The organism is Clostridium sp. AF20-7, assembly GCF_003479275.1.
Taxonomy (GTDB): domain Bacteria; phylum Bacillota; class Clostridia; order Lachnospirales; family Lachnospiraceae; genus Otoolea; species Otoolea fessa.
Genome location: NZ_QUGF01000002.1, coordinates 168,743 through 181,269, shown reverse-complemented (window position 1 = coordinate 181,269; position 12,527 = coordinate 168,743). Strand labels below are relative to the sequence as shown.

9 protein-coding genes and 1 other annotated feature are annotated in these 12,527 nt (G+C 48.7%); all 9 genes read left to right on the top strand.

The features are described from left to right. Positions 1 to 186 precede the first annotated feature (186 nt). A complete protein-coding gene (locus tag DWX68_RS02570) occupies positions 187 to 1,278 on the top strand; it encodes a glycosyltransferase family 2 protein (RefSeq protein WP_106999988.1) in 1,092 nt (363 codons plus the stop codon). Positions 1,279 to 1,703: 425 nt separating this feature from the next. Next, on the top strand, positions 1,704 to 2,717 hold the full coding sequence (locus DWX68_RS02565; protein ID WP_118628533.1) for an ATP-binding cassette domain-containing protein: 1,014 nt from the start codon (positions 1,704 to 1,706) through the stop codon (positions 2,715 to 2,717). Between the two features lies 1 nt (position 2,718). After that, on the top strand, positions 2,719 to 3,384 hold the full coding sequence (locus tag DWX68_RS02560; RefSeq protein WP_118472773.1) for a methionine ABC transporter permease: 666 nt from the start codon (positions 2,719 to 2,721) through the stop codon (positions 3,382 to 3,384). Positions 3,385 to 3,495: 111 nt separating this feature from the next. Next, positions 3,496 to 4,377 (top strand): MetQ/NlpA family ABC transporter substrate-binding protein, encoded by an 882-nt coding sequence (locus DWX68_RS02550; RefSeq protein WP_117795596.1) that lies wholly within the window; start codon positions 3,496 to 3,498, stop codon positions 4,375 to 4,377. A 189-nt stretch (positions 4,378 to 4,566) separates the two neighbouring features. Beyond that, positions 4,567 to 5,499: a type II secretion system protein gene (locus tag DWX68_RS02545; RefSeq protein WP_207663952.1), complete on the top strand. Its 933-nt coding sequence runs from the start codon at positions 4,567 to 4,569 to the stop codon at positions 5,497 to 5,499. Positions 5,500 to 5,666: 167 nt separating this feature from the next. Beyond that, positions 5,667 to 5,963, top strand: a binding site (T-box leader). Positions 5,964 to 6,149: 186 nt separating this feature from the next. Then, positions 6,150 to 6,341, top strand: a complete 192-nt coding sequence (locus tag DWX68_RS02540) for a DUF6472 family protein (RefSeq protein WP_118628600.1) — start codon at positions 6,150 to 6,152, stop codon at positions 6,339 to 6,341. A gap of 110 nt (positions 6,342 to 6,451) precedes the next feature. Next, positions 6,452 to 9,103 carry a valine--tRNA ligase gene (locus DWX68_RS02535; protein WP_118628532.1) on the top strand — a complete coding sequence of 884 codons (2,652 nt, stop codon included), beginning with the start codon at positions 6,452 to 6,454 and terminating at the stop codon, positions 9,101 to 9,103. Positions 9,104 to 9,489: 386 nt separating this feature from the next. Beyond that, a complete protein-coding gene (locus DWX68_RS02530) occupies positions 9,490 to 9,972 on the top strand; it encodes a GNAT family N-acetyltransferase (RefSeq protein WP_118628599.1) in 483 nt (160 codons plus the stop codon). 292 nt (positions 9,973 to 10,264) lie between these two features. Further along, positions 10,265 to 12,223 carry a fructose-1,6-bisphosphatase gene (locus DWX68_RS02525; protein WP_106999984.1) on the top strand — a complete coding sequence of 653 codons (1,959 nt, stop codon included), beginning with the start codon at positions 10,265 to 10,267 and terminating at the stop codon, positions 12,221 to 12,223. The last annotated feature ends 304 nt before the right edge of the window (positions 12,224 to 12,527 follow it).

The following is a 12,527-nucleotide window of genomic DNA, read 5'->3' as shown; positions in this document are numbered from 1 at the left end:
GGTGGATGTGTCAAAAATTTACTTTTCTTTTTAATGTAGTTCCTATATAATAGGAAAATACGGAAAAAGCAGATTTCAGCTGCAGGAGGATTCTGGCAAGATACCTGTATCTGGAAACCTGCTTTTGAAAATACGAGGGGACTTGTCTGCATAGAAGGGACAGTGACCCGGGCAGGAGATGACAGTATGAGAAATGCACCGGTTATCTATATCGTGGTGCCTTGCTACAACGAAGAGGAAGTTCTGCCATTGACGGCAGAATTTTTAGGTAAAAAATTAGATGATTTAACCCGCAGCCGCCGGATTCATCCGGGAAGCCGGGTGCTGATGGTAGACGACGGTTCGAAGGATAGAACATGGAAGCTGATCGAGGAACTCCATGAGAAGGACGAGCGGTTTGCAGGTGTGAAGCTGAGCCGCAACCGCGGTCATCAGAACGCGCTTTTAGCCGGGCTTTTTGAGGCGGCGAGACGGCGGTGTGACGCGGCGATCTCGATGGATGCCGATCTGCAGGATGATGTGGACGCATGCGACGCGATGATCGAGCGGTATATGGCTGGCTGTGACATCGTGTACGGTGTGCGCCGCCACAGGGCGACGGATACATTTTTTAAGCGTACAACTGCGCTGGGATTTTATAAGATTATGAATGCGCTGGGAGCGAACACCGTGTATAATCATGCGGATTACCGCCTGATGAGCCGGAGGGCACTGGAAGGGCTGGCGGAATTTTCGGAGGTCAATCTGTTTCTGCGCGGGATTGTCCCGATGATCGGCTATCCGTCCGATGTGGTATATTATGACCGTAAAGAGCGGGCAGCAGGGGAGAGCAAATATCCGCTGAAAAAGATGCTGGCTTTTGCGATCGAGGGCATCACTTCGCTGAGCACAAAGCCGATCCGGATGATTACGTTCATGGGAATTGCGGCATTTTTTGTCAGTATTGGATTCCTTATCTGGGCGGTGGTTGATTTCTTCCGGGGCAATACGATCACCGGCTGGGCGAGCATGATGGTATCGCTCTGGTTTATCGGCGGACTGCTTCTTCTCTCGGTCGGAATCGTCGGAGAGTATGTCGGAAAGATTTATCTGGAGTCGAAGCACCGCCCGCGCTATATCATTGAGAGCCGCACGCCGGATCGCATCCGCGAGCGTGAGAAAGGGCGCAGCCGGAAACAGGAGATGCCAGGAGAAAATTTGCGCCGCAGCCGTGCAGAAGCACGGGAACTCCAGACATCAAAAAGAAGAGAAGCTGTGCAAAAACCGGAGCAGGAGTGAAATAGCTCTAAAAAATAGCTCTTAAAAATTCAGGAAACACTTGACAAACCCGGAAAATGGGTGTATCTTCATAAACAAATAATTCCTATCAGGAATAAGGGAATATAAGCTGAAAGGGGACAGGTCCGATGCGTCAGAGTAAAGCCATGCAGATGAATATGATGATGAACGGCATGTGTATGATGTGCTGTCATATTTGTGTGCATGAAAGACGGAACGGGCTGGTCGGATAGACCTGTAAGTATAGCATAGGAAGCCGCGATCCGTACTGGATTCGCGGCTTTTTTGTGTCATAGGAAATTCCTTGGAATTCCTTATGACACAAAAAGGCACTAACTGCTTCCTGTGACAGAAAAACAGTAGTGGCATCTTTTATGCGACAGGGTATCAATGCTGTATATTCGAAAAAGAGAGGGGAAAAGACAATGGAGCAGAGAAAGAAAGCGATCATCTGCCTGGAAGGACTGGGAAAGCAATTCCAGACAACGAACGGAACGGTGACCGCGTTAGATGATATTAACCTGGAAATCCTGCAAGGTGAGATTTTTGGAATTATCGGTCTGTCGGGTGCGGGAAAGAGTACGCTGGTCCGGTGTATCAATTATCTGGAGACACCGACGGCGGGACGGGTTATTTTTGAGGGACAGAACCTGTCGATGATGAAGGAGTCGGAGATTCGGAAAGCCAGACAGTCGATGGGGATGATTTTCCAGCAGTTCAATCTTCTGGCACAGAGAAATGTACTCCAGAATGTGTGCTTTCCGATGGAGATTGCCGGTGTCCCGAAAGCAGAGGCGAAGAAACGGGCGGCTGAGCTTTTAAAATTAGTCGGTCTGGAAGAACGGATGAAGGCATATCCGGCACAGCTCTCCGGCGGACAGAAGCAGCGTGTGGCGATTGCACGTGCGATGTCCACGAACCCGAAGGTGCTGCTTTGCGATGAGGCGACGAGTGCGCTCGACCCGAACACGACAAAATCGATTTTGGAGCTTCTCAAGAAGATTAATCGCGAACTCGGCATTACTGTGATCGTGATTACCCATGAGATGGCGGTGATTGAGTCTATCTGCGACCGTGTGGCGATCATCGACCACAGCCACATTGCAGAGTCTGGCAAGGTATCAGAGATTTTCTCCGGTCCGAAGTCGGAGATTGGGCGGCAGCTGATTCTCGGTGAGACGGTAGGGCAGAAGACAAGCTTTGCCAGAGCGCGCCAGATCCGCGTTATTTTCAATGGACAGGAATCCTCGGAGCCAATTATTTCTAATATGGTATTAGCCTGCAAGGTTCCGGTCAATATCCTTCTCGCGGATACCCACGATATCGGGGGCAAGGCGATGGGACAGATGCTTCTGCAGCTCCCGGAGGACGAGGTGGATGCAGGGCGTATCTGCAATTATTTAAAAACGGTCGGTGTGACCTATGAGGAGGTGCGCTAAGATGATATTTGATGCGAGGACAGTTAGTATGCTGGTAAAAGAGACCTGGAGAACCTTATATATGGTGGGTCTTTCTTCCCTGATTTCTTATTTGATCGGAATCCCGCTCGGCGTGGCGCTGGTTGTAACCGATAAAGACGGCATCCGTCCTGTGCCGCTGTTTAACAAAGTGGCGGGTGTGATTGTCAACCTGCTCCGTTCGGTGCCGTTTATCATCCTGTTAGCGATGGTAATGCCGCTGACCCGCGCGATCGTGGGAAAGACGATCGGAGCAAATGCGGCAGTTGTACCGCTGGTAATCGCGGCGTTCCCGTATATCAGCCGTATGGTAGAGGCATCGTTAAAGGAAATTGATGCAGGCGTGATAGAAGCAGCAAAATCAATGGGCGCTTCGACCTGGCAGATTATTTTCAAGGTGCTGCTTCCGGAGTCCAAGCCGTCCCTGTTAGTTGGCGCGGCGATTTCGATCACGACGATCCTCGGATATTCCGCGATGGCAGGCTGCGTCGGTGCCGGTGGTCTGGGCGATGTGGCGATCCGATATGGATACCACCGTTATCAGGCAGATATGATGCTGGTTACCGTTGTGATTCTGGTTATTATCGCACAGCTGATTCAGGAGATCTTTACGCGGAGTTCGAGAAGAAGTGATAAGAGAATCCGTTAATAAGATATTTACAGAAATGAAATGTAGCCTATCGTCTGTGGCAGATGCAGGACATTTCTGAAATATAAATTTAAAGGAACTGTTTAAACACACAAAGAGGAGGAAATCACTATGAAAAAATCATTCTTAGGAACCACATTCCTGGCACTGCTGGCAGCTGCATCCTTAGCAGGCTGCTCTTCCAGCTCGAATGAGACAACTGCTGAGACCGCTGCAGAGGCAGCAGAGGAGACTACCGCAGAGGCTAAAGAGGCAGACGGCGATCTGGAGAAGCTGGTAGTAGGCGCAAGCCCGGCACCGCATGCTGAGATCCTGGAAGCTGCAAGAGACCTTCTGGCAGACAAGGGCTACGATCTGGAGATCGTAGAGTATACTGATTATGTACAGCCGAACAACGCACTGGAGTCCGGCGATCTGGATGCAAACTACTTCCAGCACAAACCATATCTGGATACCTTCAATGAGGAGAATGGCACTCACCTGGTAAGTGCAGGTGCAATCCATTATGAGCCATTCGGCATCTACGCAGGCAAGAGCGATTCTTTAGATGAGCTGGCTGACGGCGCAGAGGTTCTGGTGCCAAACGATGTAACCAACGAGGCAAGAGCACTTCTGCTTCTTCAGGATCAGGGTCTTCTGACACTGAAAGAGGATGCAGGTCTGACCGCAACTATCAATGATATTACAGAGAACCCGAAGAACCTGGATATCGTAGAACTTGAGGCAGCACAGCTTCCGCGTTCCTTACAGGATGCTGATATTGCAGTTATCAACGGCAACTACGCAATCGAGGCTGGTTTAAAGGTAACCGATGCTCTGGCAGTAGAGGCTTCTGACTCTCTGGCAGCCCAGACATACGGAAATGTTGTAGCAGTCCGTGAGGGTGACGAGGAGAGCGACAAGACAAAAGCTCTGATGGAAGTCCTGACAAGCGATGATATCAAAGAATTTATCGAGACGAAGTACGATGGAGCGGTTGTTCCGCTGTTTTAATTGACGGCAGGGACCTGATTACAGCAACGAAATTGGGAAGAGGCGGATGCTTTGCGGTGAAAACCGCAGGCGGAGGTCTCTTCTTTCAATTTATGGGAATGTGCGTCAGATGAAAAATGTTTTGCGTGAATTTTTTTGAATCATGTGATAGAATAAGAAAAAGATAAAGGTGACAGGCGGGTGATAAGAATGGAAATTCATATGCAGAACAGGAAAAAGGGCTTTACGCTGGCGGAGCTTTTGGTAGTCGTTGCGATAGTTTCCATTTTAGCTGCAATTTCTATTCCCATTTTTACCAGGCAGCTGGAGACCAGCCGGGAGGCCACGGATCTTGCCAATGTCCGTTCTGCATATGCAGAGGTTATGGCAGCGGTCATGATTGAGGATACAGAGAATGAAGTGAAGGTTGTAAAGCTGAAGCAGAAAAAAGAAAAATGGCAGTCGCATGACCCGGTGACGATAGGTGGAGTGATGCATTATAATGATCAGGGTGATACGGCCAACTGGATTGGTTATCCGGTTCCGGGTGGGGAGTGTGAAGTTTCCTATCGGCCGGATTCGGGAGTGCTTTTTAACTGGAAAGGCGGAAAGGGTACAGGCGGTTCGGAACAGAAATACGCGTTTAATATCAATTGCGATGTACATGCGCCCTTGAATGACAGCGGCATATTGGAAATGCTGGGTAATAACAACAATTTTGAAATTGATTCCAACTGTACAAAATCCAATATGCTTCCCAAGATACAGGCGAAGATTGAGGAGGACAGCCTGTTAAAAAAGGGAACCTGGGCCTATCTGGGAGATGCAAAGGATAAGTCGAAGCGATATTTATTTTGGACATCTGTAGATATATCCTCAGATTCGGTTGGTGCAGGAAAGAAGATACCGGTTATTATCAGTACAGCAGATGGAAGGTTTTATATTTCAGAAACAACTACCGCTATGCGAGTGAATAAAGCTGGTAATTATGTAGCAATCGCTGGTCATCTGACTCCAACACAGTATAAGGAATATCTTTCGAAGGATAAAAAGTATGAGAATCTGCAGGAGGCATATGATGCATACGCAAAGCTGGTGACAGATGGGACGTATCCACAGTATAAGGATACGCTGCCGAAGTAGGGACTGTGCAGCTGTTACAGCGGGGCGTCTTTAAAGTGGGAGGAGCCAGGGCATATGTTACTGGTCACGCATACGTGCCCAGTAACGGGCATATATCATTTACCAACCTGTGCCGAAAACCTTGACATTTTCCTGAAAAACCTCTATGATAACAAGGAACTGAAAAATGAAAGGCAGTGAAGAAGAGGAGTACACATAGAAGCCCTGACAGAGAGAACCGCGCAGGTTGAGAGACGGTTCCGGGAAACGGATGTGGAAGGTAGCTTCGGAGCCGGATTTCTGAAAAACTGCGTTCTGCTATGACTTAGGAATGGTGTGAAAGAGAGTGGTGGATAAGAGATCCCGGGAGTTCCCGTTATAGAATCAAGAGGATTGGGATAAAATCTGGATGTGTGCAAAGAAAACACCGGCAGATGGAAATCCTGATTGAATTAAGGTGGTACCGCGTATATGACGCCCTTTGCAGATGATATGTCTGCAAGGGGCTTTTTCATTTCATAGGAAATTACGTCCTATGAAATGAAAAACGCTCCGCGAGGATGCGCGCTCGCGCGAAGCAGAAACATGTCGCAAGCGACCGCGCTCGGCGCGAGAATGTGCCAAGGCACATTCTTTTTCATAGGAAACGCGCTTCGGAAAGGACAAAACAGATGAAAAAACAGGGTCCGCTGACAAGCTGTGATACGTGCGGCAATTATGTCTATGACGATGATTATGGGTATTATCTGTGCGAGGCAGATCTGGATGAGGACGAGATGGCGGAATTTTTAAGCAACCAGCGTTTTGTCTGCCCGTACTACCAGACGGATGATGAGTACAAGATTGTCCGGAAACAGATGTAAGAAACTGCATCGGAAATTACACAAAATGAAGGTAAACAAGATGCGGTTCATGATAGAATGCGAGGATAAACAGCATTTGATGAGTTAAAACACAAAAGGAGAATCGATCAATGAAAGAACTGGAAAAGACATATAATCCGGCGGATATTGAAGATCGCCTGTATCAGAAATGGCTGGACAGCAAATATTTCCACGCCGATGCAGAGCGTGGACGCAGAAACGGCAAGAAGCCGTTCACGATTGTGATGCCGCCGCCAAATATTACCGGACAGCTTCATATGGGACATGCGCTGGATAACACCATGCAGGATATCCTGATCCGTTACAAGAGAATGCAGGGCTATGAGGCACTGTGGCAGCCGGGTACCGACCATGCGGCGATCGCAACGGAGGTTAAGGTTATCAATAAGCTGAAAGAGCAGGGCATTGACAAGCATGATCTGGGTCGTGAGGGCTTCCTGGAGAAAGCATGGGAGTGGAAAGAAGAGTACGGCAGCCGTATCGTAAAACAGCTTCACAAGCTGGGTTCCTCCGCTGACTGGGACCGCGAGCGTTTCACGATGGACGAGGGCTGTTCCGAGGCGGTTCTGGAAGTATTTACCAGACTGTATGAAAAAGGTTATATTTACAAGGGATCCCGTATCATCAACTGGTGCCCGGTCTGCCAGACTTCCATTTCGGATGCCGAGGTAGAGCATGAGGAGCAGGACGGCTTTTTCTGGCACATCAATTACCCGATCGTCGGCGAAGAGGGACGTTTCGTCGAGATCGCAACCACCCGTCCGGAGACACTGTTAGGTGATACTGCGGTAGCTGTCAACCCGGAGGATGAGCGCTACAAAGATATCGTAGGCAAGATGTTAAAACTGCCGCTGACCGACCGTGAAATTCCGGTCATCGCGGATGAGTATGTAGATAAAGAGTTCGGTACCGGCTGCGTAAAGATCACACCGGCACATGACCCGAACGACTTTGAGGTAGGAAAACGCCACAACCTGGAAGAGATCTGCATCATGAATGACGATGCAACTATCAGCGTACCGGGCAAATATCAGGGCATGGACCGCTACGAGGCGAGAAAAGCCATGGTAGAAGATCTGAAGGAAATGGGACTTTTAGTCAAAGTTGTTCCGCATTCCCACAACGTAGGTACCCACGACCGCTGCGGCACAACCGTAGAACCGATGGTAAAACCGCAGTGGTTTGTCAAGATGGAAGAGATGGCGAAACCGGCGGTAGAGGCACTTAAATCCGGCAGACTTAAATTCGTTCCGGAGAGCTTTGGAAAGACCTATCTGCACTGGCTTGAGGGCATCCGTGACTGGTGTATTTCCCGTCAGCTCTGGTGGGGACACCGGATTCCGGCATATTATTGTGATGACTGCGGCGAGATGACCGTTGCCAAGAACGCACCGGCGGTATGCCCGAAATGCGGCGGCACCCATCTGCATCAGGATGAGGACACGCTGGATACCTGGTTCTCTTCCGCCCTGTGGCCGTTCTCCACGCTCGGCTGGCCGAAGGACACACCGGAATATGAATATTTCTATCCGACCGACGTGCTGGTAACCGGATACGATATCATTTTCTTCTGGGTTATCCGTATGGTATTCTCCGGTCTGGAGCAGACTGGCAAAGAGCCGTTCCACACCGTCCTGATCCACGGTCTGGTACGTGATTCTCAGGGACGTAAGATGAGTAAATCCCTTGGAAATGGTATCGATCCGCTGGAGGTTATCGACAAGTACGGCGCCGATGCACTCCGTATGACCCTGATGACCGGTAACGCACCGGGCAACGATATGCGTTTCTACTGGGAGCGTGTAGAAGCAAGTCGCAACTTTGCAAACAAGGTGTGGAATGCATCCCGTTTCATCATGATGAACATTGAGAAAGCGCCGGTAACGGATGTAAAACTTTCTGACCTGCAGATGGCTGACCGCTGGATCCTCTCCAAGGTCAACACGCTGGCAAAAGATGTCACCGAGAACATGGATAAGTACGAGCTGGGAATCGCCCTCCAGAAGGTTTATGATTTCATCTGGGAGGAATTCTGTGACTGGTACATTGAGATGGTAAAACCGAGACTCTGGTCCGAGGAGGATACCACCAAGGCAGCTGCACTCTGGACCCTGAAAACGGTTCTGATCCAGTCCTTGAAACTGCTGCATCCATATATGCCGTTTATTACCGAGGAAATCTTCTGCAACCTGCAGGATGAGGAACCGTCCATCATGATTTCTTCCTGGCCGGTCTACAAGGATGAGTGGAACTTTGCAGAGGAAGAGAAGGCAGTTGAGACGATCAAGGATGCAGTCCGCGCGATCCGCGGTGTCCGCACATCCATGAACGTACCGCCGAGCAAGAAGGCAAAAGTATACGTTGTATCCGAGGATCCGGAAGTTCTGGCCATCTTCGAGCACAGCCGTGTATTCTTCGCAACTCTTGGCTATGCGAGCGAGGTTGTCCTTCAGAAGGACAAGAGCGGAATCGCAGACGATGCTGTATCGGCTGTGACTGCAAAGGCAACCATCTATATGCCGTTTGCAGAGTTAGTTGATCTGGACAAAGAGATCGAACGCCTCAGCAAGGAAGAAGAGAAGCTGAAAAAAGAGCTTGCCCGTTCCGAGGGTATGTTAAGCAATGAAAAGTTCGTCAGCCGCGCACCGGAGGCAAAGATTGCCGAAGAGCGCGAGAAGCTGGAGAAATACCGCCAGATGATGGCACAGGTACAGGAGCGCCTGGCACAGCTGCGGAAATAGTTGAATATGAAGTAAAAGGCAGGATCGAGAGAGCCGCCTGATGCGTGAAATAAGCCGATGTGTATGGGGAAAACTATATGCATTGGCTTATTTGCAAAGAAGGAACCGAAATTATTCTGTTTTTTATCTCAGTCGAGAAGACTCCCACCTCTTCAGGTGGTGAGTAATAGCAAATTTGTCTCAGTGGGAGTCCATTCTCCGCCTGAGATAAACGCTCCGCGAGGATGCGCAGTGATTCTGTAAAGAATATGTCAGCTTCGCTGACCAGAATCACGCGCCAAGTCTCACGGACGTTCGACTTGAATTATATGGGCGAATGCCTTTGAAGAGAGAAAGGAGAATTTTTTTTATCCTCGAACGAGGATAATTGGATGATACGAGATATTATGGAGATAAGAACAGCGACAATAGCAGATCTGGCTCAGATTGCAGCCGTGGAAGCAGAATGCTTTCCGGCAGCGGAAGCTGCAACGAAAGAGGAGTTTGCGGAGAGAATTAAGTATTATGGAAATCATTTCTGGCTCATGTATGAAGGCGAAAAGCTGATTGCGTTTGTGGACGGCTTCGTCACAGACAAGCCGGATCTGACGGATGAGATGTACGAACGGGCAGAAATGCACGATGAAAACGGCGCATGGCAGATGATTTTTGGTGTCAATACGATCCCGACATACCGGAAACATGGCTATGCGGGACAGTTGATCCAGTGCGCCATCGAGGATGCCAGAAAAAAGGGGAGGAAGGGACTTGTGTTGACGTGTAAGGAAAAATTGATAGCCTATTATGCCAAGTTTGGATTTGTGAATGAGGGGATCTCGGAATCGGTACATGGAAACGTGACTTGGTATCAGATGCGGTATAAGTTTTAAATTTAAGAAGAAATACGTGATTGCCCGCAAATACTAATAATACTTATTATAGGAATCGAAATGGCGTTTTTAATAGAAGTGTGATAAGATACAAGTATCAGAATTAAAAATGAGACGCCATTTCGATTTTTTGTAATTGTTTGCAACAAGCATTACAAATTCTTTTCCATCTTTCTGCGTGTATCTTTTGCGTGTGTTTTATATGCATAACAGGCATCGGAAGCAGGCTGCACGGGATTGGGTGAAAAAGGGTCAAAAGGGGCGTCCGCAAACAGGAGGGGTTAGAGAAAACATGAAATCATTGCAGGCGCGTTATCTGGATCGACTGGCAGAGCTTTACCCGACGATTGCAGCGGCATCGACGGAGATCATCAATCTGGAATCGATCTTAAATCTGCCGAAAGGAACGGAACATTTCCTGACCGATATCCATGGAGAATACGAGGCATTTTCTCATGTATTGAAAAATGGTTCCGGTTCCGTCAAGCGAAAGATTGACGATGTATTTGGAAATACTCTGAGCCGTCAGGACAAGCAGTCGCTGGCAACCCTTATTTACTATCCGGCGGAGAAGATGAGCCGGATTCTGCAGACGGAGAAGAATCCGGATGACTGGTACAAGATCACACTCTATCGTCTGATTGCGGTCTGCCGCCGGGCAGCGAGCAAGTACACGCGTTCGAAGATCCGCAAGGCGCTTCCGAAGGAATTTGCTTATGTGCTGGAAGAGCTTCTGACTGAGCGCGGCGATCTGCAGGACAAGGAATCCTACTACGATGCCATCGTCCAGACGATTGTCCGTGTGGGACGAGCGAAAGCCTTTATTATAGCGCTAAGCGAGCTGATTCAGCGCCTGACGGTCGATCATCTTCATATCGTAGGCGATATCTATGACAGGGGTCCGGGACCGCATATCATCATGGACAAGATGATGACCTATCACTCGATTGATGTCCAGTGGGGCAATCACGATGTGCTCTGGATGGGCGCGGCAGCGGGACAGATGGGCTGTATTGCAAACGCAATCCGTATCTGCGCGAGATATGGAAACCTGGATATTTTGGAGGATGGTTACGGCATCAACCTTCTTCCATTGGCAACCTTTGCGATCAATACATATGGGGATGACCCGTGCACCTGCTTCCAGTTAAAGGGCAGTGACTCTTACAGTGCATCTGAGCGCGAGATGAACCAGAAGATGCACAAGGCGATCTCGATCATCCAGTTCAAGGCGGAAGGGCAGATCATCAAGCGCCATCCGGAATTTGGTCTGGAGAAACGAAATCTTCTGCATCATATTGATTTTGAACGCGGCGTTCTGGAAATGGATGGCAAAGAGTACAAGATGCTCGATATGAATTTCCCGACGGTGGATCCGAAGGATCCATATGCATTTACACCGGAAGAAGCGGATATCATGGAACGTCTGGAACGTGCGTTCATGAACTGCGAGAAGCTGCAGCAGCATATGAAGTTTCTGCTGGCGAAGGGAAGTCTCTATAAAGTATACAACAATAATCTTCTTTACCATGGCTGCGTTCCGTTAAATAAGGACGGTACCTTCAAGGAGGTAGAGATCTACGGCAAGCAATATAAGGGAAAGGCGCTATACGATATTCTGGACAATTATGTCCGCAAGGGGTTTGTCGCGGTCGATAAGGCAGAGCGGGAAAAAGGCAGGGACATGATGTGGTATATCTGGCTGAATGAAAATTCCCCGCTGTTCGGCAAGGACAAGATGGCAACGTTTGAGCGCTATTTTCTGGCAGAAAAAGAGACCCATAAAGAAGTAAAAAATCCGTATTACGATATGCTGGAAAATGAGGAAGTGCTTGACCGCATTCTCCGTGAGTTTGGTCTGGAGCCGGAGGGCGCGCACATCATCAACGGTCACGTCCCGGTCAAATCCAAAGACGGCGAGAGCCCGCTCAAATGCGGCGGTAAGCTTCTCGTCATCGACGGTGGTTTCTCAAGGGCATATCAGAAAGAAACCGGTATCGCGGGGTATACGCTGATTTACAACTCCTACGGTCTGATTCTGGCAGCGCACGATCCGTTTGAGTCCACCGAGGCGGCGATCGAGAAGGAGAGTGATATCCACTCCGAGAGCCGTATGGTCAAATGGGTGCCGGAGCGCAAGTGCGTCGGGGATACCGATATCGGACGGGAACTGAAAGAGAAGATCAAAGATCTGGAAAAACTGCTGAATGCGTACTATAGCGGTGCGATCGCGGAGAAATTTACGCGGTAGATCATTCGCCAGACAACGGATGCAAATGGAAATCACGTAAGTGATCCGATTGCAGTGAATGCTGTAGATGCAAATGTTCGGAAATCAGAGAGTGTAAAATGAAAAGGAATACGGCAATGACATAATATGTATTATGTCATTGCTGCATTCCTTTTTTTTATAAATTTTTTATTATTGTACTATAAAATATTACAAACTACAACCGCAACGCAAATTGGAATGTTGCGTTTTTTTTGTTTTGAAAATAATGTAATCAGAAAATCAACGTTTTCCTTTTTTCTTTTCTCTCATCGGCTGTAAAAGT

Bases quoted from the DNA above. Each gene is read 5' to 3' on its own strand.
- DWX68_RS02570 (WP_106999988.1), top strand. From the start codon at position 187: ATGAGAAATGCACCGGTTATCTATATCGTGGTGCCTTGCTACAACGAA.
- DWX68_RS02565 (WP_118628533.1), top strand. From the start codon at position 1,704: ATGGAGCAGAGAAAGAAAGCGATCATCTGCCTGGAAGGACTGGGAAAG.
- DWX68_RS02560 (WP_118472773.1), top strand. From the start codon at position 2,719: ATGATATTTGATGCGAGGACAGTTAGTATGCTGGTAAAAGAGACCTGG.
- DWX68_RS02550 (WP_117795596.1), top strand. From the start codon at position 3,496: ATGAAAAAATCATTCTTAGGAACCACATTCCTGGCACTGCTGGCAGCT.
- DWX68_RS02545 (WP_207663952.1), top strand. From the start codon at position 4,567: ATGGAAATTCATATGCAGAACAGGAAAAAGGGCTTTACGCTGGCGGAG.
- DWX68_RS02540 (WP_118628600.1), top strand. From the start codon at position 6,150: ATGAAAAAACAGGGTCCGCTGACAAGCTGTGATACGTGCGGCAATTAT.
- DWX68_RS02535 (WP_118628532.1), top strand. From the start codon at position 6,452: ATGAAAGAACTGGAAAAGACATATAATCCGGCGGATATTGAAGATCGC.
- DWX68_RS02530 (WP_118628599.1), top strand. From the start codon at position 9,490: ATGGAGATAAGAACAGCGACAATAGCAGATCTGGCTCAGATTGCAGCC.
- DWX68_RS02525 (WP_106999984.1), top strand. From the start codon at position 10,265: ATGAAATCATTGCAGGCGCGTTATCTGGATCGACTGGCAGAGCTTTAC.